The sequence below is a fragment of the Pontibacter sp. LHS1 genome, assembly GCF_058932855.1.
This window is the reverse complement of record NZ_JBZYWF010000005.1, coordinates 284,384-307,971: the sequence shown is the minus strand read 5'-3', so window position 1 is coordinate 307,971 and position 23,588 is coordinate 284,384. Positions and strand designations below refer to the sequence as shown.

Here is a 23,588-nt window from a genome sequence, read left to right as displayed (position 1 = left end):
TTCTATTCGACTATGACAATGATAATAGAAGATATCGGTGCTACTAAAGCCTATGTCCCCAGCTATTTGCTATAACTTTTGTTAGCCACTGGTATTTTCACATTCTTTTAGTTGTAAAATTCCTTCATTGATTCTGTCTAATATAGTTTCATAAACTTCCTTACCCAGAATTTTCTCTAAGACTGAATTGATGTCTAAATCTAGATTGTTGATTTTAAATATTTGGTCTTCTAGATAAGGACTCTTCATTATAAAATAGCTCTCTGCTTTAGACTGTACTAGTCCTAAAAACTGAGATTCGTTTTTAATGTCAGAAATTTCAACAATGCTTGCAGTTTGTGTCTCTGCGAGTTTTTCAACAAAGCTTTTGAACTCTATGGAATCTTTATCAATAATGACTTTATTTTTTTTAGTTAAAGTCCCCAATTCATTCGCAACGTCACTAAATTGCTCAATTTTATAAATCACGAAATCTTCTCCCATACATTCAGATTCTTCAAAACGAGATAAGTCAAAAACTGATTTTTTAATCTTAACCAACAGATTTGGTAGAATCTCATAGATATTTTGGTGAGAGATCTCTAAAACTGTGTAATGCTCACCCCTACTATTTGTTAAATGCAAATCGAAAATTCCTGATCTGTTTCCAAATGAAAATGTATAATGAAACCCTTTACTTAGAAATGAATTTCCAAATACGAGTTTATTCCCAAGGATCGTAAACCACAGGTTATTATTCAGTTTTATTTTATTAGCAATCTTATTCATGTATTGCACTTTAGGCTAACACAGATATAAAAAGCCCCTCTCCTGCTTTCAGAAGAGGGGTTTGGGGTGAGCTTAATTCAATGAAATGTAAGGCTTGTCCGCTATACCCATAGCCGTAGCCGTTGTGGTCAGCTGCTTCAGGGTATTAAGCGTGCCTTCATCAGCGCTGATTTGCATCATCTTCAGCAAGAGGGCAGACACGCTCAAGTTGCGCACGTCGTCGGAAGTCATGCCGAACTGGTTGATGAAGCGCTGCAGGTTATCGCGGAAGTCTACATGACCGTTGCCGTTTGGCTGAAAGAAAGTCTCCTTCACGGTGTGCAGCACTTCGCTGTTGCCTACCAGGCGGTCTATCTGCTTGCCTTTGGTGATGGAGCCCACGATCTGGTCGAAGAACATGGTCTCGCCACCTACAATATCGATCTTCGCTGACTTCAGGGCTTCAGATATCACCTCAGCCTGCGAGGCAGCAATGTCTTTCTGGATGTTGATCTGAGCCAGTTCGATAGACTTGTCTTTCTCCAGACGCAGCTTGAACTCTTCGTGCTCTTTGCCCACGCCATCGAGTTTACGCATCGCTTCGGCTTTCTCTTCTATACCTTTGGCATCTACAGTGAACTTCTCTCCGATCACACGTGCCTCTGCCAGACCGCGTTTCTCTTCAGCGGCAGCCATGTTTTCTACAACCGTCGCATCGGCTATACCTTGCTCTTTGGTTACTTTGGCGGTTACCATACCCAGTTTCTCGTCGGCTTCGGCCTGTGCGTTGGCTTTGGCTTTGATCACCAGTGCTTCCGCTTCTCCTTCTTTCTGACGGGCATGGGCTTTGGCCTCCATTACCTGCGCTTCTGACAAACCAATAGCTGCTGCTTGTGCCGCTTCCGCTTCTGCCATGGTCTTAATGGCTTGTGCCCGGTTATTTGATGACACTTGCTCTGCCTCTGCATCGATCAGCATTTGCTTCGCACGGAACTCCGCCGCCTGGCGGGCTGCCTCAGCGCTCTTAATTTCTTTCACCAGCGACTCTTCGGCTTCACGCTCGGCATTTTTAATTGCCACTGCTTTCGTACGCTCGGCCTCAGCAAAAGCCTTGGTGTCCTTGATCTTCTCTTCTTCCTCCACCACGGCTTTCTCCACGGTCACACGCTCACGGATGATGCCTTGGATGTTCTTGCGCTCTTCTTCGATGGCTTTCTCTTTCTCGATCTGCGCCAGTGCCACGATGCGCTGTTTTTCATTTTCTTCCAGCAAACGGGCCTGTTCTACACGCTCCGTTTCGATGGCATCGGTACGCTGCTTGCTGCGCTCGGCTACCAGGATCTGGCGGTCTTTGTTCTGCTCGGCGATCTTCACTTCCTCGTCGGTGGCGATACGGGCTTTCTCTGCCTTCAGACGCTCTTCGTGGCGCACCTTCTCCATCTCGGCAAACTCGCGGGACTTAATGTTAGAAATCTCGCGCTTCTGCTTTTCTTCGTTCTCCGCCAGTTGCTTCTCAAGCTCCAGGATAGTTTCCTGCGCTTCCACATCCTGCTTCTTGATGGTCTTCTGCTTCTCGCGCTCGATCAGGTTGGCCTGTACCTTTTGCCTGGCCGTCAGGTCGATGATCTTCTTGATACCCTCGGCATCGAGGATGTTATTCTCGTTCAGGTGCGTCAGTGGTGTCTGTTCCAGGTAATCAATAGCGCAGTCATCCAACACATAGCCGTTCAGGTCGGTACCGATCGTCTGCAGAATCTGGCGCTTGAAATCGTCGCGGCTCTGGTACAGGTCCACGAAATCGAAATGCTTTCCTACCGTCTTCAATGCCTCGGAGAACTTGGCGTCAAAAAGGCTCTCCAACGCAGAGTGGTCAGAGGCACGCTTACAGCCAATCGACTGCGCCACCTGGATCACGTCCTCCGGCGTTTTGTTCACGCGCAAAAAGAAGTTCACCTTGATGTCGGCACGCAGGTTGTCTTTACAGATCAAACCCTCAGAGCCTGTTCTGGAAATCACGATCGTCTTGAGCGTGATATCCATCACTTCCAGTTTATGGATGACAGGCACCACAAAAATACCGGAGAAAGACACTTTCGTATCGCCCAGACCGGTACGTACCATGGCTTCGCCCTGGATGGCTTTCTGGTACATTTTGATAACCATGGCAATGAAGCCAATGGCGACTACCGCCAGCACAACGACGATAGACAGGGATAAAGATTCTAACATGTGAATTAAATGGTTTGGTAAGGTTCTATAAGGTAAAATTTGTTTTCAGCATTGTACTCGAGCACGAGTGCGGTCTCCCCTTTCTGCACAGCGGAGCCCTCGGTAGTTCTGACATTCAGCAAGAGCGGAGCACCGGTAGTTTTCACTGCGGCCTGCCCCATAGCGGTGCCGCTTGCCGGCAAAATGACCGTGCAAACTTGCCCAATGATATCCACAGCAGATTCGTGCTCTTTCTCCATGGCGGCAAAGACGCGCACGAAAGGCATGGTCAGGAACTTGGACACGAACAGTGCGGCCATGAAAGACGGGATCAGGTATAGCCACCCTAGCAGGGTATAACCGTCGTTTAGGTAATAGTTGACCAGGATCGAGATAACCCAGAAAGGTAGTGCCAGGAAAGTGAGGAACACCATGAAAGGCACTTTGCCCAGGTTGAAGAAGGCCAGCACATTATTGAGCCAGCTGACAGCCGATACACCATCGGCATCCACCTCAGGCTCTACTTCCACATCAAAAAAGTCGAGGTCCAGGAAGCCGAAGATGACAGCTACCCAATACAGCAGCACGAAAACCATTAAGGCGGTCGGGATGATGTTAACGGCAGAAAAAGCAGCTTGTAAAAGTTCGTTCATAGGCAAAAGCAGGTATAACATCTATTGTGCTATAAATATAAAAGAATATTCATAACAAAGCATATACTAGTCCTCATTTAGTCTTATAAAAGTTTGCAGATCCACTTGATGCTTTGGCCTTCCAAGACTACCCAGGCAGTCCTATCACCCATAAAAATATGTTGAAGGAGGTGGTGCTGGAGTAACATATTCCGGAATGGATCCGTCTTTATGATGTTGTGAGTGATCTCCCGCCATACTTAAAAAATTACCGGCAAGACATGATCAGCAACAATTTAATTGGGGCATCAACAAGAAGAGATCAATGCACTCGTGTTGATGCCATTTATACCAACCAAATACATCTAGCATGAAGTATAGCCAAATGGGATACATGATTTTGGGCAGAACCTGTATAGAGCAATAGGCAATTAAGGGTTTAGCCAATGAAGAAAAAGCACTTCCGACTTTTCCTATCCATTCCCTTAAGCATGTAGGAACTTCTCAGCAGGAGCTGCTATCTGTCTGATCGGGCAATAAAAGACAAGTTTTACCCTTGAATTTAAAATAATACTGCTGAGTTGAAAAAGCTTTTTTGTTACATGACATGAAACTGTCTGAAGTGTTTTTGGATGCATACGCACGCATCGAGGTTTGCCCGGAGAGAGAACTTATCAAGTTCACCTGGCTGCAACATGTCAGTGATGAGCCGCTCAGGCAAATATTAATTAAATGCCTGGAAATTGCTGGCAAAGAGGGAGTCCGCCTCTGGCTCTTTGATCTGCGCAATCTGGGTTATACCACTGCCGCCGATCAGAGTTGGACTATCAATACTTTTTTCCCATCCTTTGACCAATGGAAGCGCCACAAGCTGGCCTGTGTACTGCCGGCAGAAAGGTTTGACTTTCTGCCGGATGCTATGATACAGGAGGCAATCGCATGTAATTTTAATTTAAAAGATCATTTTGAGCTGCAGGTATTTACAGATATTGACACAGCCGAGTTGTGGTTGTCACTATAGCTTGCTGTATCTTTGCCATCTCAATACCTAAGGTCAGACCGGCCCTCGTAGCCGCTGACACAACATTTTATGCAGACCCGCTACAGCAAAGAGATCATACCTATCAAAGGATGGGTTCGCGAAGAGACTTTCCGTTTTTTCAGCACCTTCACCCAGCCTTTTTTTAATGTACACACGGAGGCTGATATCACGCCGCTTTACCAATATTGCAAACAGCACGGCCTGTCCATTTCGCTGGCTTATATGCATGCCACCGTACAGGCTGCCCGAAACACGGAAAGTTTCCTGCTGCGCATCGAAAACGGGCAGGTCGTCCGGTATAGCGGACTGGATGTTTCAACCACTATCCTCAAAGACAACAAGCAAATCGCCTTTACTCACTTCCCCTACCATGAAAAACTGGAGGATTTTTGTGCCGAAGGTGCCCGTATCATAGCAGAAGTGAAGAAAAGTGACAAACTCTTCAATGGTCACCAGGGCATCGACCTGCTGCACATGACCACCCTGCCCTGGTTTACTTTCCGGGGAATGGAGCATGCCTTCTCTATCAATCCAGATGATCCGGGCGTGCCAAAGATCGGCTACGGTAAACTGGAGAAACGCTATGACAAGGTATACCTGCCCATCAGCATCGGTTTGCACCATGCCCTGGCTGATGGCTACCACCTACACCTGTTTATGGAGGAGCTGGCACAGGTCATTCAGGGCTATTCATTGTAGAAATCAGTGTAATTGTTGGGCTATACCTGGCAAGGCATCCAACGCCATTGATGTTCCAACACTTTTGCAAAATTTCTCTTGCCCTATATAGTGATAACCAATATATTGTGTAGCTATAGGGTCTTGTACCCGGATGATCTTCCTTCACCTTTTAATCTACCAATATGTGGCGATCCGTTATCACTGGCACCGGCAGTTATATTCCAACAGAAGTAAAAACCAATCAGGATTTTACCTCTCACAATTTTTACACAGACCAGAACGTCCCGATCGGGGTGTGCCCGCATGTGGTGGTCGAGAAGTTTCAGAAAATAACAGGTATAGCCGAGCGTCGCTATGTGGCCTCCCACCTGACTACTTCCGACATTGCGACCCTGGCTGCTGAAGAGGCCATCCGGGATAGCGGCGTTGACCCCGAAACGCTGGATATGATCATTGTGGCGCACAACTTCGGCAATGTGCTTGAGGGCACGATACAGTCGGATGCCGTGCCGGCGCTGGCCAGTCGTGTGAAGCACAACCTAAAGATCAAGAGTCCGAACTGCGTGGCATACGACATCCTGTTTGGTTGTCCGGGATGGGTACAGGGCATGATTCAGGCCGAGGCTTTCTTTAAGGCGGGTATGGCCAGGAAGGCACTGGTGATCGGAGCCGAAACCCTCTCCCGCGTGATCGACCTGTATGACCGCGACAGCATGATCTTCAGTGACGGCGCAGGTGCCTCGGTGGTGGAGTACCGGGAAGTGCCCGAAGATGGCAGTGGCATACTGGCCAGTTGCGCCCGCAGTCATAGTGTGGAGGAGGCCTACTACATCAATATGAACAAATCGTACATGCCGGATGGGGATCCGCGGGTGCGCTACATCAAAATGAAAGGCCGCAAGGTTTACGAGTACGCCATTAAACTCGTGCCGGAAGCCATGAAGGAATGCCTCGATATGTGCGGCATCGACATCAAAGACCTCAAAAAAGTGTTCATCCACCAGGCTAACGAGAAGATGGACGAGGGCATGATTCAGGCGCTCTACAAACTTTATGGCAGGCGCGATATTCCGGAAGACATCATGCCGATGAGCATTCACTACCTGGGTAATAGCTCCGTCGCCACTGTACCGACGCTCTATGACATTGTGCACAAAGGCCTTGATGAGAAGCACGAACTGCATGAAGGCGACATCATCATGTTCGCTTCGGTGGGAGCAGGTATGAACATCAATGCGATTTGCTACAGGGTATAGCTGCAGCTTTAGAAGCTAACCAAACAAGGCCTCGCTACAATTAGTGGGGCCTTGTTGTTTGCTTGCGCTGGAGTTCCATCATCCCATTAAATGCTTCTGATCCTCTTAAATTTTTGTAAATTGCGTCATCATAGTTCCGGGCAAATTGTATACCTGCCAGCGGCTATGATCTGCTTAGGCAGCTGTGCTAAGTGGAGAAAATATTTTATACCTTATTAGATGAAGAATCTGCTGCTTTTGTTGAAGCCAAGACTTCAGAGTTATTTTTTCTTCAAACACCTAAAACCTACGCTGCGGTTTGTGGCCCTGGTCGCTACGCCGCTTTGTCTGGTCAACAGCTTTATCGCCTCACAGGACAGCGTCAATTTCTTCGCCGACTGGGCTTCTCGATTCACTTACGGCTTTTTGATCACCTATCCACAGGCAGTGGTGTATGTCAGCCTGATCAAGTGGTTTGACAGCAAGAGGTAAATGGATCCTCTCTACTCTATCTATTGAGGCCATCGATTCTATCCGCCTCCTACCCAACCCCGAACTAGTAACCGTTACCTATACTTCTTCCTGTGTTTCTATTCGCCTAACAAACTCCTGCATCCTTTCATAATGCGAACCCTTCCAGTACACCCTTTTACAATCTTGGCACTGGTAAAACTCCTCAAAATATAGTTTGGTTTTAGGCGGCAGCTGGTCCACCACTTCCTGCTTCTCTACCTGCTCAATGTGACCGTTGCACACCATGCAGCGGGTGAAGGGTCGTATCTGATCTCCCAGCCTGAAGCGCCTGATCACTTCGGTCAGCTGCTCTTCCGTGTGCTGAGAGCGCAGCCAGTAGCCGGCGGGTATAGCCTTGTGCTTGAGTAGATCCACATCCCGCGTCAGTAGAATACGTTGCTCTTCACAGGCTAACTGCACCAGTTCCGGATCATGCAGGTCATTCCGGTATACCGTGTCGAAGCCCAGCATGCGCAGCGATCGGGCCAGTGTGCCCAGGTGTACGTCCAGCACGAATCGTCGCTTCCCTATACCTGGCAGCTCCTCCTCTCTTCCATCATAGCCAAACACCTCCACCTGATCATTGGCCTGAAGCTGCTGGCTCCAGGCTACCTTTTTTCCGTTCACCAGCACCTCCCGAAACTCCACATGGGGCACACCCATGGCCTCGATCATATCCTTCACTGTTTGGTGTTCTGAGAAGGTATAACTGATATAGGTGTCACGCTGGCGGCGGCGCAGAAAGTCGTTCAGAGAACCGTGAAACCGAAAATGGGCTGCTGCATGGGACATAAGGTACAAGGTATAGACCAGGTATACGCGCCACAAAATAAAACCGCCCAGGCAAGGCCCGGGCGGTTTATCAATTAACAAAAACCAGTCTTTACACTTTCACATTATCTCAATTTGCTCTTCTTGTCTCTTCTTCAGCACTGCCTGTGCGACGGCGTAACGGTCCTGATTGCGCCTGTCCGAAGCGGTAGTTGAAGCTCAACGTCGCCACCTGGGTATCGCGGCGCTGGAAGAAGTTTTCTTCGTAGCGGGCCAGGGCAGTGTAGCCATTGGCTTTATTGGTAAAGAACACATCCGAAACACTCAGTTTTACGCTAGCTTTTTTGTCCCAGAACTGCTTCTGCACCCCTGCCGACATAAACCAGATCGGGTCTACCTCCAGAAAGCCATACACCTCACGGCTACGGTATACGCCCACCAGCTCAGCGGACCAGTTGTTCGGCAGCTTGATGGTATTGTTCGAGTTGAGGTTGAAGGTCGGACGACCATTGCTCAGGTCGGTATCAGCCACGAAGCCTTTGTAGTGACCATAGTATAGCGTACCGTTGTTCACGCTGTTGAACCAGTTTCCGATGGAGAATGGCGCCGTCACAGTCAGGCCGTAATAGTCAAGCGTGGCCAGGTTGCGGAAGGTCTGCACCACCAGCTTCTCTGCACTCGGGTCTGGTGAGAGTACGTTCACCATCACATCGGTGGTATGGCTGTAGCTCAGTTTGGTAATGAAACGCTGATCAAAGGTATGGGTCAGTTCGAACGAGTAAGAAAGCTCCGGCTTCAGGGCTGGGTTACCCGCTGCGTAGGTGCTTGGGTCCAGGAAGTTCTTGAACGGGTTGAGCTGGTTATAAGACGGACGGTTGATGCGACGACTTACCGACATCCCCAGATCATGCTTCTTGTTCAGGCTATAGTTAACTGCCGCACTTGGGAACAGCTGAGTATAGTTGCGCTCGAAACCGTCATTACCAACCACCTGCTTACCTTTGGCAATGGTATTCTCCAGTCGGAGCCCCAGCTGCAAGCCAGCTTTAGACCACTTTTTATTCGCATTCACATAGGCTGCGTTGATGTTCTCGTCATACAGGAAGTGGTTGCTCTTGTCGGTATCTGGTACGTTGCCACCATTGCTGCGATCGTAGAAAGCCAGGTTGTTGTCGGCGGTTACGAGGCTGCTCTTTACGCCTGCTTCAAAATTTCCTCCGATTGCACGCAGTGGCTGCCGGTAGTCGGCACGGGCTGATTTGATGGTGAGCTCACCGTCCAGGGTACCGTAGAGCAGGTAGGGGTCGCGGATCTGTTCGTTACTCAGGTTGTAGTAGTTGGTGATGAAGTTCTGCTCGTCGGTATTGCGGTAGGTGATGTAGTCCACATCGGCAGTGATCTCACGGCCCAGGCTGTCGAGCGTGTGCTTCAGGTTGAAGTTGTACGCCTGGTTGCGACGACCGTGCTCTACATCAGCAGTAGTCACAAAAGATGATTCTGCCAGTCCGGCCCCGTTGATCACACGGGAGCGGTTATTTGTTCCGCGGTCTATGTCCGACGCAAAGCCACTGGCCACCACGCCCAGCACCGTCTTAGGTGAAAGGAAGTAGTCAGCCCCTACCCTGCCGCTGTGGTTATTGAATACAAAGTCGAATCTGTTTTGCTGGTCATAAGCGCCAATGAAGTTGCCGTTTTCGTCTAGGAAACGACGGTAGATGTCCAGGTCGTTGAAGTCTTTGCGCAGCACATAGTTGTAGCTGCCGAAGAAGTTGAATTTTTTGGTGCGGTGGTTCAGCTGCACCCCCTGGTTCGACTTGGCAAAGCGGCCCTGACCGTAAGAGGCGTTGAAGGTACCATTCGTTCCCAGGCTCTTGTCTCGCTTGAGGCGGATGTCGATAATACCGGAGTTGCCGGCCGCGTCATACTTGGCAGAAGGGTTCGTGATCAGTTCGATCTTCTCCACGCTGCTGGCCGACATACCGCGCAGCATGTTGGCCAGTTCGGCACCCGACATTGGCACCGGCTTGCCGTCCACCATCACGATCACGCCCTGGCGGCCACGCATGCTGATGTTATCGTTCTGGTCGATCACCACGCCCGGAGCTTTTTCCAACACCTCCAGCGCCGTGTTACCAGCCGACACAATGCTGTTCTCCACATTCAACACCGTTTTGTCAAGGTGCTGCTCGATCAGCGGTTTCTGTGCCTCGATCACGACTTCCTTCAGCGCCGTGGCAGCCTGGCTCATCAGGATCGGATTCAGCTTGAGCGCCTCTGACTCGGAGCTAATATTCGCTTCCATGGGCTTCGACTTGCCAAAACCCACCATGCTGGCCACCACCTTATACCTGCCAACGGCTATACCTTCAAAAAGAAAAGCACCGCTTTCGTCAGACAAAGTACCCTTGACAAGAGAGGAGTCTGCCGCCTTAAGCAGCAGCACGTTGGCATAGCCCATTGGCTTGTCAGCCGCTTCCATTACCTTACCTGAAATGGTGGCCTGCTGTGCCGAGGCAGCGGAGAAAATGAAACATAACAATGGTATCAGCAGCAGCGCCTTGCCACTGAGTTTTGACTGGAGAGATAGAGGATTTTTCATGTGGACGGTATTAAAAATTCTTCATAGTTTAATTGTGTTTATTCTAATTGCATGCCAACATCATAAAATGCTTTATTTCAGCTATTTACTCTACATTTCACCAACATATGTTCTATCCAAGTGTCTGATAATGAACACTTGTGTTTTAAAATGGACAATCAGAGCAGGCGAGTTTAAAGCAATAGAGAAGTGCAGCAGGCGAAGGGTTGCTTTAAAGCAAGAAAAAGTTGAGGGCAATGTTGGACTTTAACATTTTGTTAAGATATCTCCGTATAAATTGCCTAATATTAAACAGTCATACCTTGCTAACCCACGTCCGAGCATGGAGTCATACTTTGAGCTGAAAAAGAATAACACGAACATTCGGACAGAGGTCCTGGCTGGGCTCACCTCGTTTCTGGCCACTGCTTATATAGTTGTCGTTAACCCATCCATATTGAGCCAGGCGGGAATGCCTTTTTCGGGCGCGCTAACCGCGACGGTGTTGGTGTCTTTCTTCAGCAGCGTGATGATGGGAATTTATGCCCGCAACCCGATCATTGTGGCGCCAGGAATGGGGCTGAATGCTTTCTTCACCTTATCGGCGGTGCTGGGCATGGGCATCACCTGGCAGGTGGCGTTGGGGGCTGTTTTCTGGTCAGGCATTATCTTCCTGTTGCTCTCGGTCTTCAATGTGCGTACCTTGATTGTCAAGGCCATCCCCCGCCCATTGCGCTACGCCATCGCCGCAGGTATAGGACTGTTCATCACCCTCATCGGTTTTGCCAATGCCGGCTTTATCGTATCCAATCCGGCTACGACCGTTGGCCTGGGTCCGCTCTCGCCTTCTGTCCTTACTTTTCTGGGTGGGCTGTTTCTGATGGCGATCCTGATCACGCGCAACGTAACGGGGGCCATTCTGATTGGTATCGTACTGACTACGCTGGCGGCTTATCCGCTGGGTCGCTGGTGGGCAATGGAGGCTGATCCGGTTATCAGTTGGCAGGGACTCTTTTCCACACCTGACTTTAGTCTGGTCCTACAGCTCGATCTGGTTAACTCGCTGCAGTTTGCCGTTTTCCCGGTCATCTTTGCTTTCGTCTTCACCGATTTGTTCGATAGCCTTTCCACCTTTGTAGGATTGGCCGAAGCCGCCAACCTGACCGACGAGCACGGCGAGCCGCGCAACGTAGCCCGCTCCCTCACGACCGATGCAGTTTCCACCACGATCTCAGGCCTGCTTGGCTCCAGTCCCGGCACGGCCTATGTAGAGTCTGCGGTGGGTATAGAGGCCGGCGGCCGTACAGGTCTCACGGCTGTGGTAGGCGGTTTGCTTTTCCTCCCCTTCCTGTTCCTGGCGCCGCTGCTCTCCATGATCCCGGCTATAGCGACTGCTCCGGCTCTGGTTTTGGTTGGTGCCTTTATGGTAAGGCCGGTTGTCCGGATCAACTGGCTGAAAATGGATGAAGCCATACCTGCTTTTCTGGCCATGGTGCTGATCCCTTTTACCTACTCTATCTCGCAAGGCATTATCTGGGGTTTTCTGAGCTGGGCTGTACTCAAGGTTGCCACCGGAAATGCCAGAACCATATCGCCTACGCTGTGGGTGATTGTCGCCTTTAGTGTGCTGGCGCTGGTGATGCAGTCGCATTAAGCATTTACCGCTTACATTTTTCCCGCAAATCCTTAAATTAGGGCTTTCAATCCAAACCCTATGATCAAAAAGTTTGCTTTAGCAGCACTGCTGTCCGCCGGCTCGGCGCTTTCAGTTGCTGCGCAGGACGCACCTTCCTGGATGCGTTACCCGGCTATTTCCCCTGATGGCAAAACCATCGTTTTCACTTACAAAGGTGACCTGTATACCGTACCGGCAGCGGGTGGTACAGCCGTTCCACTCACCTTGCACGAGGCGCATGACTTCATGCCGGTGTGGAGCCACGATGGTAAGTCCATCGCTTTCGCCAGCGACCGCTACGGCAACTTCGACATCTTTGTGATGCCGGCTACAGGTGGTACTGCGCAGCGCATTACCTACCACTCGGCTAACGAATTTCCCTACGAGTTCAGCCACGACAACAAAACCGTCTACTTTGGCTCCAGCCGCCTCGATGCAGCCAGCAACCGCCAGTACCCAACCGCTTATCACTCGGAGCTGTACCAGGTAGCCGTTACGGGTGGTCGCGTGCAGCAGGTGCTCACTACGCCAGCTGAGGACGTGAAGTTGAGCCGGGACGGCAGCACCATGCTCTACCACGACCGGAAAGGCGGCGAGAACACCTGGCGCAAACACCACGTGTCCTCCGTAGCGCGCGACATCTGGTCCTACGACACCAAGACCGGCAAGCACACCAAACTGACGACTTACGAAGGCGAGGACCGCAACCCGGTTTTTGCTGACAACGAGAAAACAATCTACTTCCTGAGCGAGGCCAGCGGTACCTTCAACGTGCACAAAATGGCGGCCCAGGGTCCTGCCAAACCGGAGCAGGTGACCAACTTTGAGAAGCACCCGGTTCGCTTCCTGACCGCTGCCAAGGACGGTACGCTTTCCTTCAGCCAGAACGGCGAACTCTATACCCGCAAGCCAAACGGACAGGCGCAGAAGGTAAGCATCCGCATTGCCACCGATGCCAAGAGTAACAACGAGAGCATCCTGAAAGTGGGGAACGGCATCCGCGATCTGGCGGTGTCGCCTAACGGAAAAGAGGTTGCCTTCATTTACCGTGGGGAGGTATTTGTGAGTGCCGTGGAGGGTTCTGTGACCAAGCGCATTACCAATACCCCGGAGCAGGAACGAAGCGTGAGTTTCTCACCAGACGGCAAATCGCTGCTCTACGCCAGTGAGCGCGGTAAGAGCTGGAAAATTTACAAGACGGATATCGTACGCGAAGAAGAACCGTACTTCTACGCCTCTACCCTGCTAAAGGAAACGCCACTGATCGAGAACGACAAGGAGAACTACTCCCCGCTTTATTCCCCGGACGGCAAAGAGGTGGCGTTCCTGGAGGACCGCATGACGCTGAAGGTGCTCAACCTTGCCAGCAAGCAGGTACGCACGCTGTTGACCACGCAGGAGCTCTTTTCGATGCGCGACAACGACCAGTATTATACCTGGAGCCCTGATGGCAAATGGCTTCTGTTTGAGTACTCCGAGCCCGGCTTTGCCAATGGTGAGGTGGGCATCATCTCAGCAGATGGCAAAGGAAAAAAGATCAACCTGACCGAAAGCGGCTACAATGACTTTGCTCCGAAATGGATGCAGGGCGGCAAGATGATGATCTGGAACAGCACCCGCGACGGTATGCGCAGCCAGGCCAACAGCGGTGGAGCACAGGCCGATGTGTACGCCATGTTCTTCACGCAGGATGCCTTCGACAAGTACAGACTCAGCAAAGAAGACTATGCCCTGCTGAAGGAGCAGGAAGAAAAATCGGCCAAAGAAAAGGAGAAGGAAAAAGAGCAGGACAAGAAGAAAAAGTCTAAGAAAGAAGACGCTCCTAATAAAGAAGAATTGCAGATCGACTGGGAAGGCCTGAACTATCGCAAGGCAAAACTGACGCTACACTCTTCTAACCTATCGGACGCGCTGGTGTCGAAAGACGGTGAGACACTGTACTACCTGGCCAAGTTTGAAAAAGGGTACAACCTGTGGTCGACAAGCCTGCGCAGCAAGGAAACCAAAATGCTGGTGACCCTGAACGCCAACCGCGCCAACATGGTGTGGGACAAGGAGCAGAAAAACATTTTCCTGGAGTCGGATGGCAAGATCGTGAAACTGGACCCGAGCAACAGCAAGCAGGAAACCGTGAAGATCGATGGCGAGATGAACCTGGATGCCGCGGCGGAGCGTGCCTTTATGTTCGAGCACGTATGGCGCCGCACGAAGCAGACCTTCTACACCGCCGGCTACCATGGTGCCAAATGGGAGGAGCTGAAAGCCGATTACGAAGCTTACCTGCCACACATCAGCAATGACCATGAATTCACGGAAATGCTGAGCGAGTTGCTGGGTGAACTGAACGTGTCACACTCCGGCGCCAGCTACAGCAAAAACGATCCGAATGGCGATGCCACTGCCTCACTGGGTATCTTCTACGACCAGACCTATACAGGCAACGGCATCAAGCTAGACGAAGTGATTCTGGGTGGTCCACTGAATAAGGCCGGTGTGGACCTGAAAGCAGGAATGATCATCGAGAAAATCGATGGTGAGACCATTACGCCGGACAAGGACCTGGCCCAGTTCCTGAACCGCAAAGCAGGCAAGAACACCCTGCTCACTGTGACGGATGCCAATGGCAAGAACAGAAGAGATATCACCGTGAAGCCGATCTCCCAAGGTGAAGAAAGTGCGCTGCTGTACAAGCGCTGGGTGCGCCGCAACGCCGAGGAGGTAGACCGCCTGAGCAACGGCCAGTTGGGCTACGTGCACATTCCGGGCATGAACGACCCGAGCTACCGCACTGTGTATGAAGAAGTAATGGGCAAATACGCTAACCGCAAAGGCATGGTGGTAGACACCCGCAACAACGGCGGCGGCGACCTGGTGGCCGACCTGGCCATGTTCCTGAGTGGCAAGAAGTTCCTGGACTACACCACCGACACCCGCTCCGTAGGTATAGAGCCTTCATTCCGCTGGACCAAGCCGAGCATCGCGCTGGCCAACGAAGCCAACTACAGCGACGGCCACTGCTTCGCCTTCAGCTATGCTGACCTGAAGCTGGGCAAGCTGGTAGGTATGCCAGTACCGGGTACCTGTACCTTTGCCGGCTGGGAAATGCTGCAGAACGGATCGGTGCGCTGGGGCGTGCCACCACTAGGCGTGAAGGATGTGCAGGGACAGTACCTGGAGAACCTGCAAACCGAGCCGGACGTGAAAGTGGCGAACGAATACGAACTGGTGAGCAAAGGTAAAGACCAGCAACTGGAGGCAGCCGTTCGCGAACTGCTGAAGGACATAGAAGCTCAGGGAAGCGCTCAGAAATAAGTTAATCCTTAGGTATAGCAAAACGCCCCGGCCCTGGTCGGGGCATTTTGTTTTATACTTAGGCGATGCTGCTATACCTGACTATACCTTAAATGTACTTGGTGGTCTATACCTGCTATACTTGGCTTAAACTTAATGCAGAATACTCACTCGTCTCTCCCCTTTTTCAGCAGTTAACCTTGCAATACCCCTTGTTTGTCATCTCGACGAAGGGAGAGATCTGGATTGTATTTAAGCCTGATCAAGATTTCAGATTTCTCCCAAAGGTCGAAATGACAGAATAAGCCTGAATGCCGTATCTTAGCAACACCAACAGCTAACCTGCCATGCAGCAAATTTATGACACCGTGGTTATAGGTGGTGGACAAAGTGCCCTGGCCTGTGCCTATTACCTCAACCGGGCAAATCTTAACTACCTGCTCCTGGATGATCAGGAGGCACCCGGCGCATCCTGGCGCAATTACTGGGATTCCCTCACCCTCTTCTCCCCCGCCGCCTTCAGCAGTCTGCCCGGCTGGCTAATGCCGGAAAGCGAAAACGAATATCCGTCGCGTGATGAAGTGATCGAATACCTGACACAGTACGAAAACAGGTATAAGGTGCCGGTGGAACGGCCAGTGCAAGTGCAGGATGTGTGCTTCAAAAACGATGTGTACGAGATCAGGAGCAAAGACAAGACTTATTCCACCCGCACCGTTATCAGTGCTACCGGCTCCTTCCGGAAGCCTTTTATACCTGACTATCCGGATGCTGATAAATTCCGAGGGCTGCAGCTGCACGCGGCATCCTATAAGAATCCAGAGCCTTTTGCAGGCCAGCGGGTGCTGATCGTAGGCGGCGGCAACTCCGGTGCGCAAATTCTGGCTGAGGTATCGGAAGTGGCGGATACAAGCTGGGTAACGCTGGAGGAAGTGACTTTTCTGCCGGACGATGTGGATGGCCGTGTGCTGTTCGACCAGGCTTCGGCGCGTTACTATGCCATGCAACATGGGCGGGAAGTGAACACCTCTCAGTTTCATGTTGGCAACATCGTGATGGTGCCGCCGGTGAAAAAAGCCCGTGATCGGGGAGCATTGCACACGGTGCGTCCTTTCGAGCGTTTCTACGAGCAGGGTGTTATCTGGACAAACGGTAAACAAGAGAAGATCGATGCCGTGATCTGGTGCACAGGCTACCGCTATGCGCTGGACCACCTCGCCTGTCTGCAGTTGCAGCGCGATGAAAAAGGAAGAGTAGCTGTCCAGGGCACCAGGTCAACACAGCAGCCGGGACTTTGGCTGGTAGGCTATAGCAACTGGACCGGCTTCGCCTCCGCCACCCTTATCGGAGTAGGCAGAAGCGCCCGGCAAACTGTAGCGGAAATCCAAAAACACCTGGAGCAGGTATAGACCACTTCAGGTATAGCTGACTAAAAGCGATGATTATTTAACATAAAAAAGCAACCATAGAATCAACTGCAAGCCATTAGGCTGGATGCACATCCAGTTCCTTTATTTCGCTTTTATAAGCCGGCGGCAGGATCAGGGACTTGATCAACCAGTCGGCACGCAACTGGCGGCTGAGTTTATAGACAGGCAGCACTGGTTTCAGAACGGACCTCTTACCCAACGCAAGTTGCTCGCGCACGATCGTTGGCACAATCAGTTTCTGCCCTTCCAGCAATAGCTTATACCTGATCGGCCCCAGGTGCTTGCGGTACTGCTTGTACAGATCGGTAGTAAAGTGGCTTGCTGCCAGGTTTTCCTCTAAGTGGCGCTGCCGCATGTGCAGCCAGGACTGGTAACTATCCGGCAGCCCCTGAAGCCCCATGCGTGTACCCACCCGCCAGAACACTTCAAACACACTTTCCTTCTCGGTAAAAGTAAGCTTACGCTCCAGTAACTCAAACGAGCGGATAGAATAGTCGATCAGCATAAACAGCACGTCGCGGTAGGCCCAGTCAGGTATAGCCATACCGCGCCTGGCCTCTACCCCGGCGTGGATCTTGGCCATCGTATCGATCGCTTTGTGTGCCCCATCCAGACTGGAGAACACAATTTGGCGGGCATAGCCTACCGTTGAGAACAAGCGTCCCAGCGGGTCGGCGGGAAGCCGTCCGGTGAAGTAGAGCCAGTCCACCGCTTTGTTGAGTGCAAATTCGGCTGAGGCGCCCGCAAAAATGAACAGGATGGTATCGCCCTTTCCCCAGATCTCGCGTACCACACTGCCCTGCTTTACAAAGTATTCCATATGGATAGAACAAAGGTATTGGCTAAAATGTGCTGACAGGCAGGCATTTTTAGCCCCTTGCTGTTTGGTAAAGCCACACTTTGGTATACACAACTGATAATCAAACACATAAATAAAGTCCCATATTTATTTTTGGAGCAGGGGCTTGCGCATTAAAAAAATTTGTACTTATCTTTAGGCTCAACTTTTAGCCGAGCTGAACCCCGCTTAGCCCGACCGCTCACTTAGGGACGGGCTAAGCGGATTTCTTTTTATGATCAACTACAACCCTAAAGACTGGTTCGTATTTATCTTCCGTTTCTCCAAGGCAGACACCTTCAGGAAACTCTTGCCACTTATGCTGGGTGTTGGCGTTTATGCCGGTCTGGTTGCTTATGTAGAGTTAAACTTCCTTAACCTTTCTGAAACACAATACATCCGGAACGTGGGCATGATGCATAGCGTGCTGGGTTTCGTAATCTCGCTTTTGCTGGTGTTCCGCACCAACACCGCCTACGACCGCTGGTGGGAAGGCCGCAAGATATGGGGTGGTATTACCAACAGTTCCCGTAACCTGGCTATCAAATTGCAGGCCATCGCGACAGACAAAGACGACCGTCGCTTTTTCAGGTTGATGATCCCGAACTATGCCTTTGCACTTAAATGCCTGCTGCGCGAAAACGAGGATTTCCGTGAGCTGGATTCCGTGCTCGATCTGAAGAAAGAAAAACACCTGCCTAACCAGGTAGCAGCCGGCATGTATGTCCGCCTGAATACCATGTATAAACAGGGGAAAATTGACACCGCACAAATGCTCGTGCTCAACGAAGACATCAGAGCCCTGACAGACCACTGCGGTGCCTGCGAGCGCATCAAGAACACGCCTATACCTTTTACCTACAGCGTCTTCATCAAGAAGTTTATATTCTTCTATGTCATGACGCTGCCCTTTGGCTGGGTGTTCAGCCTGAGCTATTACGTCATACCGGTCGTTATCCTGATTCTGTATGCTCTGGCCAGTCTGGAGCTGATTGCCGAAGAGATCGAAAACCCATTCGGCACTGACCCAAATGATTTGCCTGTTGACCAGATATGCCACAACATCCGCAAGCATGTAAGCGAAGTCATGGAATAGAACTTCTGGCCCCGTTAGGCTCTTCTTGCGACAATGAAATAATTACATTCTGCTGCATAAATTTATTTCACTCTTTTCCAGCACTTTACACAGATTCCTTTATATTTCCTCCCATAAAAATAGGCTCACCTGCATCTTTTCAAATATTAGCCCGTATTCAAAGCAGCCAAACGGCTAAAAACATTTTGCTATTTCAGGTTGGGTCAACACATTTTAGATTTACATAGAATGAAGAAATTACAATTTGATTAAAGTTGAAAACACCTGTAGTTACAGTGAAATGTAACATCACCCTGCCATGATGAAATAAAAAGCCTTCCGTTTCGGGAGGCTTTTTTTGTGCTTGCCAGCTATACCTTATCTTTGGGGAAATTGCCATGCCCATGCAACCTGACTCATCCATGCTCACAGAACTGGTCCGAATGAAAATGCCCTTCGGCAAGTACAAAGACACAGTGCTGTGCTACCTACCGGTTTCGTACCTGGAGTGGTTTGCCCGGGAGGGTTTTCCGCCAGGCAAGCTGGGTATGCTGCTGGCCACTCTCTACGAGATCAGGCTCAACGGACTTGAATATCTGCTGGAGCCTCTCAAGCGTCAGGCCCGCCAGCGCTAAGGCTATACTACCGTAATTCGTCAAAACTATATTTGGCGTCGCTCCAGAAGGCATCCAGGGCTATAATACGGGGCTTGAAAAAAGAGATCAGCGCCGGCCAGTCATCCTGATTGAAAATACTTACTCCTTTCAGATCCACGTAAATACGGCTCACTTCTTTTCCGTATTCATCAGCTGTGTGCAGGTCCCATTTCCACTCCTCTCCTACCGTATCATGCAGCAACTCTTTCAGGGCTTCGAACTGCTCGAAGAACATTTGCTGAATTTCGGGATCAGGCTGCGTCATCTCGATCGCGATGGAGGCCTGTTTCTTATCAGCCTGCATGCGGAAGTACACATGCTTCATGCCTGTCTTGTAATTGATCCAGTTAGTCGGCATGCCTTCTGCCGACAGCACCGGCGCCATATACTGCCCGAAGGCCGTCCAGAATGCCTGTTTAAGTTTTGAAGCCTGTTCGCGTGTATACATAAGCACAAAATTGGCGATTGCCCGGTTGATTAGCAAGGTATACTGATGAGCAGTAGTACCGATACTACTGCTCCTGCATTGTATAACCAAAGGATAGCCGGGACAAAGATAAACGGAACAGCCGGCGCAGGGTACAGATCGGCTTTAGATGCCTACCTGATCAACCATAAGCTCACTTTGAGCAGGTATAGCTATACTCTAGGTTATACTCTACAAAATTGCCTTGTGAATATTTCTGCCGTGCTGTAAGTGGGTACCCTGTGTCAGAGTAGGTATACTGTATATCGTATGCAAAAGCTATCTGGCCATCTTCACTCCATCTGGTTACGCTCGTCACATTATGTAGCTGAGGCAAATTCAACTCAAAACCTCGAGTTTCATAATGCAGCATAAAGGCAAGCTGCGCAGGGGTTGCTGAGAAAGGTGCCTTCTTCGTGTCATACCTGATATCATCCTCGTAGGGCAAAAATTGAAATTCCGGATCGATAGGATATGTCTTTAGACGTGTCATTAAACCATTGGCATAAGTAGATTTGTATGATAAATTATGGAATAAATCTTGTCCGCTCCAAGGTCTCATAGAGTGAAATGCTGATGAGTCTGGCTCGTTAGCGTCTCCATAGATATATTCTACTTTCGCAAGTTCAATGGTGGGGCAATCCACAATTACACTGAAATCCCTCCTCACCAGTAACTGCCCCTGCTCGTTATACTCATAAGTATAGATCGTTTCATTGCCAGGGCCATCATAAGTACTGGTAAATCTCACCTCAGCAATTCTTCCTTTGTCATCATAATGGTAGTTCGTAATAGCCTCATAATCTGCTGTGCTGCTCTCCAGACTGGTGCGCACAACCTGCGTAATCCTGTTCTGGTTATCATAAGAAAAAACATGTTTCATCCGGTGTTCTGGCTGCTTGTTTTGCTCAGAAGTATAATAGCTAATCACCTGCTGTACCAAACAATCAGTTGCTAACGGTTCTTCTTCAACAATTGGGTCTTTTTCGCATGCACCTAGGAAAAGGCATAAAAACAAAATGAGGTAAAGTTTCGATTTCATAATCAATAAGTTACAGACGAAAGATTGATTTTCAATAAAATATAAAGATTACATATTAAACGTAAAAATTATATTATATATTAGATTAACATAAAAAATATTGTTTTGAATCGCCTATAGAGTAAATCGGTGAGAGTACCTTAAAGTCATCGGACTAGCATGCGTCCGCAACAGTGAAAACCGTATCACAGGATTTATAGGTATAGCAGGTGGTAAAATCGAGATGCTGTTTCTTCTTCCGGAGTTCAGGGGTAAAGGTATCGGTAAAACGCTGGTACAGTATGCTGTGGAAGAGCGCCATGCGAGGCAGGTAGATGTAAATGAACAAAATACACAGGCTGTCACATTTTACCAGCGCATGGGTTTTCACATCATTGGTCGCTCAGAGCATGATAGTCTGGGCAAGCCCTATCCAATCTTTCACATGGAGCGTAACAAGGTATAGATCCTATGGGAAAGATAATTATCATATTGCTAACACTAGTGCTGAGTACCAGCTGCCAGGCGCAGGACAGCAGGGAAGCCCAGCAGCCTGCGCAGCAGGTAGGAGGTCCTTGCGAAGGCTGTGAGGCACTGCACGAGTATGGTGACAAGCAGCTTACTCCAACTGATACACTCCCGGGCTTTCATCCTCAGGCACAAGACAAGCTCAAAGTAACTGGCACCGTATACCTGTCCGATGGCAAAACACCCGCACCGGATGTCATCCTGTACATCTACCATACCGATAACACAGGAATATACCCCACCAAAGGCGATGAAAAAGGCTGGGCCAGGCGGCACGGTTATCTGCGCGGCTGGGTACGGACAGGTACTGATGGCAGGTATACGTTCTATACCACCAAGCCCGGCACCTACCCCTCCAGATCAGAGCCGGCCCATATACACATCACGGTGAAGGAGCCAGACAAAAACGAGTACTACCTGGATGATTATCTCTTCGATGGCGATCCGCTGCTGACTCCCAAAATCCGCAGGGAGAGACCTGAACGTGGAGGCTCCGGCATCGTGACCTTACAGCGGGAGGGTGATATCTTTGTTGCGAACAGAGATATCACCCTGGGGCTTCATATACCTGACTACACCCCTTAGTAAAAAATTGCCTACCGGTGCCTGAAGGGCAGTTTCTGCAACTTAAAAATTGTATTATCGTTGCTTGTTACATATTCAGCCTCTGCGATATACCCAAGCTTTGAGGTAGCAAAAGGAGGCCTAAAAAGATAAAACAATGAGAAAGAACATAATATCCGGATTATTGGCATCCGTGTTCCTTATAAGCAGTTCCTGCCAGACCAACCCGGTAACGGGCAAGAAAGACGTGATGTTCATGTCAGAGAGCCAGGAAATAGCGCTCGGTAAGGAAGCGGACCCACAAATTGTAGCAGAGTTTGGACTATACGAAGACCCGGCTCTGCAGCGCTTCATTAGCGAGAAAGGCCAGCAAATGGCCAAGATCTCACACCGTAGCAACCTCAACTACGAGTTTAAGATCGTAGACTCACCTGTGATCAACGCATTTGCCGTGCCGGGTGGCTACGTGTATTTCACGCGCGGCATCATGGCACACTTCAACAACGAGGCGCAGTTTGCAGGGGTGCTTGGTCACGAAATCGGGCACATCACCGCACGCCATTCTGCCCAGCAACAAAGCAAGTCCATACTGGCACAGGGCGGCCTTTTACTCGGCATGATCCTGTCGCCTACAGTGGCGCAGTATGGCCAGGAGGTGTCGCAGGGACTCGGGCTGTTGATGCTCAAGTACGGGCGCGATGCCGAGCGTGAGTCAGACCGACTGGGAGTGGAATACTCGACTAAGATTGGCTACGATGCCACAGAAATGGCTGACTTTTTCCTCACGCTCCAGCGTAAGCAGGAAGAAAGCGGACAAGCGCTGCCTTCCTTCCTTTCCTCCCACCCCGACCCGGGTGACCGTTACAACACCGTGCACCAACTGGCTGCGGAAGAAAAGAAGAAACAAAATCTGACCAAAGCACAGATCAATCGCAACAGTTACCTCAAAATGATTGATGGGCTCATCTATGGAGAAGACCCGAAGCAGGGCTTTGTGGAAAACAACGTTTTCTACCACCCTGTGCTGAAGTTCCAGTATAGCATGCCGGCCAACTGGGGTTACCAGAATTCCCCGCAGCAGGTGCAGATGGGGCCTAAGGACGGAAGCGCCGTGATGGTCTTAACCCTGGCACCCGGAGCAAACTTAACAGAGGCGGCCCAGCAGTCGTTGCAGCGCTACAACTTACAGCCTGTGGAAAGCAAGGAAGTGACCGTGAACGGACTGCCTGCCATTGCGGTAGTGGCCGATCCTGCTCCACAGCAACAGCAACAGCAGCCTTTGCGCACACTCACCTACTTTATACAGTACGGGGGCAACATTTACAGCCTGATGGGCATCACCACGGCTCAAAACTTCAACACGTATTTTCAGCAGTTCAGCAGCAGCATGCAGAGCTTCCGTGAACTGTCTGACCCTGATAAGTTGAACCGACAGCCGGAGCGCATCCGCATTGTAACGGTATCGAAAGCCACTACACTGGCCCAGGCCTTGCGCAGCAACAACATGCCCGACGCCCGCCACAACGAACTGGCTGTGCTAAACGGCATGCAATTAGACGACCAGGTGCCAGCCGGCACGATGATCAAAGTGGTAAGAAAATAAGCATAAAACGCAGGTATAAAAAACGCTCTGCTTC

At 50.2% G+C, this 23,588-nt stretch carries 20 protein-coding genes; 12 read left to right on the top strand and 8 right to left on the bottom strand.

From position 1 onward, the window contains the following. Positions 1 to 81: 81 nt before the first annotated feature. The 3 genes from AC5FXQ_RS12510 to AC5FXQ_RS12500 all read right to left on the bottom strand — a co-directional run bounded on the left by AC5FXQ_RS12510 (position 82) and on the right by AC5FXQ_RS12500 (position 3,608). Positions 82 to 768 carry a hypothetical protein gene (locus AC5FXQ_RS12510; RefSeq protein WP_493602763.1) on the bottom strand — a complete coding sequence of 229 codons (687 nt, stop codon included), beginning with the start codon at positions 766 to 768 and terminating at the stop codon, positions 82 to 84. Between the two features lie 72 nt (positions 769 to 840). Continuing rightward, positions 841 to 2,976 carry a flotillin family protein gene (locus AC5FXQ_RS12505; RefSeq protein WP_493602762.1) on the bottom strand — a complete coding sequence of 712 codons (2,136 nt, stop codon included), beginning with the start codon at positions 2,974 to 2,976 and terminating at the stop codon, positions 841 to 843. Positions 2,977 to 2,981: 5 nt separating this feature from the next. Beyond that, on the bottom strand, positions 2,982 to 3,608 hold the full coding sequence (locus AC5FXQ_RS12500; RefSeq protein ID WP_493602761.1) for a hypothetical protein: 627 nt from the start codon (positions 3,606 to 3,608) through the stop codon (positions 2,982 to 2,984). A gap of 586 nt (positions 3,609 to 4,194) precedes the next feature. On the opposite strand from AC5FXQ_RS12500, the gene AC5FXQ_RS12495 reads away from it, so the two are divergent. From AC5FXQ_RS12495 to AC5FXQ_RS12480, 4 genes are all read left to right on the top strand, one after another. Then, positions 4,195 to 4,608 carry a hypothetical protein gene (locus AC5FXQ_RS12495; RefSeq protein ID WP_493602760.1) on the top strand — a complete coding sequence of 138 codons (414 nt, stop codon included), beginning with the start codon at positions 4,195 to 4,197 and terminating at the stop codon, positions 4,606 to 4,608. A 69-nt stretch (positions 4,609 to 4,677) separates the two neighbouring features. Beyond that, the gene (locus tag AC5FXQ_RS12490) at positions 4,678 to 5,328 is read left to right on the top strand and encodes a CatA-like O-acetyltransferase (RefSeq protein WP_493602759.1); all 651 of its coding nucleotides are present in this window, start codon (positions 4,678 to 4,680) and stop codon (positions 5,326 to 5,328) included. 164 nt (positions 5,329 to 5,492) lie between these two features. Next, positions 5,493 to 6,566, top strand: coding sequence for a 3-oxoacyl-ACP synthase III family protein (locus AC5FXQ_RS12485; RefSeq protein ID WP_493602758.1), 1,074 nt, complete (start codon positions 5,493 to 5,495; stop codon positions 6,564 to 6,566). 219 nt (positions 6,567 to 6,785) lie between these two features. Beyond that, positions 6,786 to 7,037: a hypothetical protein gene (locus AC5FXQ_RS12480; protein ID WP_493602757.1), complete on the top strand. Its 252-nt coding sequence runs from the start codon at positions 6,786 to 6,788 to the stop codon at positions 7,035 to 7,037. Positions 7,038 to 7,115: 78 nt separating this feature from the next. Here the strand turns inward: AC5FXQ_RS12480 and AC5FXQ_RS12475 are convergent, their stop codons facing one another. Both AC5FXQ_RS12475 and AC5FXQ_RS12470 read right to left on the bottom strand, forming a co-directional pair. Beyond that, positions 7,116 to 7,850: a Mut7-C RNAse domain-containing protein gene (locus AC5FXQ_RS12475; RefSeq protein WP_493602756.1), complete on the bottom strand. Its 735-nt coding sequence runs from the start codon at positions 7,848 to 7,850 to the stop codon at positions 7,116 to 7,118. A 109-nt stretch (positions 7,851 to 7,959) separates the two neighbouring features. Then, on the bottom strand, positions 7,960 to 10,428 hold the full coding sequence (locus AC5FXQ_RS12470) for a TonB-dependent receptor (protein WP_493602755.1): 2,469 nt from the start codon (positions 10,426 to 10,428) through the stop codon (positions 7,960 to 7,962). A gap of 322 nt (positions 10,429 to 10,750) precedes the next feature. Here AC5FXQ_RS12470 and AC5FXQ_RS12465 point away from each other — a divergent pair, with 322 nt between their 5' ends. From AC5FXQ_RS12465 to AC5FXQ_RS12455, 3 genes are all read left to right on the top strand, one after another. After that, the gene (locus AC5FXQ_RS12465) at positions 10,751 to 12,061 is read left to right on the top strand and encodes an NCS2 family permease (RefSeq protein ID WP_493602754.1); all 1,311 of its coding nucleotides are present in this window, start codon (positions 10,751 to 10,753) and stop codon (positions 12,059 to 12,061) included. Positions 12,062 to 12,121: 60 nt separating this feature from the next. Continuing rightward, positions 12,122 to 15,394 carry a S41 family peptidase gene (locus tag AC5FXQ_RS12460; protein ID WP_493602753.1) on the top strand — a complete coding sequence of 1,091 codons (3,273 nt, stop codon included), beginning with the start codon at positions 12,122 to 12,124 and terminating at the stop codon, positions 15,392 to 15,394. A gap of 326 nt (positions 15,395 to 15,720) precedes the next feature. Then, positions 15,721 to 16,782, top strand: a complete 1,062-nt coding sequence (locus AC5FXQ_RS12455) for an ArsO family NAD(P)H-dependent flavin-containing monooxygenase (RefSeq protein WP_493602752.1) — start codon at positions 15,721 to 15,723, stop codon at positions 16,780 to 16,782. A gap of 76 nt (positions 16,783 to 16,858) precedes the next feature. On the opposite strand, the gene AC5FXQ_RS12450 is transcribed toward AC5FXQ_RS12455, so the two are convergent. Beyond that, positions 16,859 to 17,623, bottom strand: a complete 765-nt coding sequence (locus tag AC5FXQ_RS12450) for an oxygenase MpaB family protein (protein WP_493602751.1) — start codon at positions 17,621 to 17,623, stop codon at positions 16,859 to 16,861. Between the two features lie 253 nt (positions 17,624 to 17,876). Here AC5FXQ_RS12450 and AC5FXQ_RS12445 point away from each other — a divergent pair, with 253 nt between their 5' ends. Both AC5FXQ_RS12445 and AC5FXQ_RS12440 read left to right on the top strand, forming a co-directional pair. Beyond that, positions 17,877 to 18,737, top strand: a complete 861-nt coding sequence (locus tag AC5FXQ_RS12445) for a bestrophin family protein (protein ID WP_493602750.1) — start codon at positions 17,877 to 17,879, stop codon at positions 18,735 to 18,737. 377 nt (positions 18,738 to 19,114) lie between these two features. Beyond that, complete coding sequence (locus AC5FXQ_RS12440; RefSeq protein ID WP_493602749.1) at positions 19,115 to 19,351, top strand: DUF3820 family protein; 237 nt, start codon at positions 19,115 to 19,117, stop codon at positions 19,349 to 19,351. Positions 19,352 to 19,358: 7 nt separating this feature from the next. Here AC5FXQ_RS12440 and AC5FXQ_RS12435 read toward each other — a convergent pair whose 3' ends face one another. Both AC5FXQ_RS12435 and AC5FXQ_RS12430 read right to left on the bottom strand, forming a co-directional pair. After that, the gene (locus AC5FXQ_RS12435; RefSeq protein ID WP_493602748.1) at positions 19,359 to 19,820 is read right to left on the bottom strand and encodes a DUF4268 domain-containing protein; all 462 of its coding nucleotides are present in this window, start codon (positions 19,818 to 19,820) and stop codon (positions 19,359 to 19,361) included. Between the two features lie 172 nt (positions 19,821 to 19,992). Continuing rightward, a complete protein-coding gene (locus tag AC5FXQ_RS12430) occupies positions 19,993 to 20,880 on the bottom strand; it encodes a hypothetical protein (protein WP_493602747.1) in 888 nt (295 codons plus the stop codon). Between the two features lie 148 nt (positions 20,881 to 21,028). On the opposite strand from AC5FXQ_RS12430, the gene AC5FXQ_RS12425 reads away from it, so the two are divergent. From AC5FXQ_RS12425 to AC5FXQ_RS12415, 3 genes are all read left to right on the top strand, one after another. Continuing rightward, entirely contained in the window at positions 21,029 to 21,325 is a 297-nt protein-coding gene (locus AC5FXQ_RS12425) for a GNAT family N-acetyltransferase (protein WP_493602783.1), read from the top strand. Between the two features lie 5 nt (positions 21,326 to 21,330). Beyond that, positions 21,331 to 21,972 (top strand): dioxygenase family protein, encoded by a 642-nt coding sequence (locus AC5FXQ_RS12420; RefSeq protein WP_493602746.1) that lies wholly within the window; start codon positions 21,331 to 21,333, stop codon positions 21,970 to 21,972. 136 nt (positions 21,973 to 22,108) lie between these two features. Next, the gene (locus AC5FXQ_RS12415; RefSeq protein ID WP_493602745.1) at positions 22,109 to 23,554 is read left to right on the top strand and encodes a M48 family metalloprotease; all 1,446 of its coding nucleotides are present in this window, start codon (positions 22,109 to 22,111) and stop codon (positions 23,552 to 23,554) included. Positions 23,555 to 23,588: the final 34 nt, after the last annotated feature.

Excerpts from the sequence above, each read along its gene's own strand:
- AC5FXQ_RS12510 (WP_493602763.1), bottom strand. The coding sequence starts at position 768 with ATGAATAAGATTGCTAATAAAATAAAACTGAATAATAACCTGTGGTTT.
- AC5FXQ_RS12505 (WP_493602762.1), bottom strand. The coding sequence starts at position 2,976 with ATGTTAGAATCTTTATCCCTGTCTATCGTCGTTGTGCTGGCGGTAGTC.
- AC5FXQ_RS12500 (WP_493602761.1), bottom strand. The coding sequence starts at position 3,608 with ATGAACGAACTTTTACAAGCTGCTTTTTCTGCCGTTAACATCATCCCG.
- AC5FXQ_RS12495 (WP_493602760.1), top strand. The coding sequence starts at position 4,195 with ATGAAACTGTCTGAAGTGTTTTTGGATGCATACGCACGCATCGAGGTT.
- AC5FXQ_RS12490 (WP_493602759.1), top strand. The coding sequence starts at position 4,678 with ATGCAGACCCGCTACAGCAAAGAGATCATACCTATCAAAGGATGGGTT.
- AC5FXQ_RS12485 (WP_493602758.1), top strand. The coding sequence starts at position 5,493 with ATGTGGCGATCCGTTATCACTGGCACCGGCAGTTATATTCCAACAGAA.
- AC5FXQ_RS12480 (WP_493602757.1), top strand. The coding sequence starts at position 6,786 with ATGAAGAATCTGCTGCTTTTGTTGAAGCCAAGACTTCAGAGTTATTTT.
- AC5FXQ_RS12475 (WP_493602756.1), bottom strand. The coding sequence starts at position 7,850 with ATGTCCCATGCAGCAGCCCATTTTCGGTTTCACGGTTCTCTGAACGAC.
- AC5FXQ_RS12470 (WP_493602755.1), bottom strand. The coding sequence starts at position 10,428 with ATGAAAAATCCTCTATCTCTCCAGTCAAAACTCAGTGGCAAGGCGCTG.
- AC5FXQ_RS12465 (WP_493602754.1), top strand. The coding sequence starts at position 10,751 with ATGGAGTCATACTTTGAGCTGAAAAAGAATAACACGAACATTCGGACA.
- AC5FXQ_RS12460 (WP_493602753.1), top strand. The coding sequence starts at position 12,122 with ATGATCAAAAAGTTTGCTTTAGCAGCACTGCTGTCCGCCGGCTCGGCG.
- AC5FXQ_RS12455 (WP_493602752.1), top strand. The coding sequence starts at position 15,721 with ATGCAGCAAATTTATGACACCGTGGTTATAGGTGGTGGACAAAGTGCC.
- AC5FXQ_RS12450 (WP_493602751.1), bottom strand. The coding sequence starts at position 17,623 with ATGGAATACTTTGTAAAGCAGGGCAGTGTGGTACGCGAGATCTGGGGA.
- AC5FXQ_RS12445 (WP_493602750.1), top strand. The coding sequence starts at position 17,877 with ATGATCAACTACAACCCTAAAGACTGGTTCGTATTTATCTTCCGTTTC.
- AC5FXQ_RS12440 (WP_493602749.1), top strand. The coding sequence starts at position 19,115 with ATGCCCATGCAACCTGACTCATCCATGCTCACAGAACTGGTCCGAATG.
- AC5FXQ_RS12435 (WP_493602748.1), bottom strand. The coding sequence starts at position 19,820 with ATGTATACACGCGAACAGGCTTCAAAACTTAAACAGGCATTCTGGACG.
- AC5FXQ_RS12430 (WP_493602747.1), bottom strand. The coding sequence starts at position 20,880 with ATGAAATCGAAACTTTACCTCATTTTGTTTTTATGCCTTTTCCTAGGT.
- AC5FXQ_RS12420 (WP_493602746.1), top strand. The coding sequence starts at position 21,331 with ATGGGAAAGATAATTATCATATTGCTAACACTAGTGCTGAGTACCAGC.
- AC5FXQ_RS12415 (WP_493602745.1), top strand. The coding sequence starts at position 22,109 with ATGAGAAAGAACATAATATCCGGATTATTGGCATCCGTGTTCCTTATA.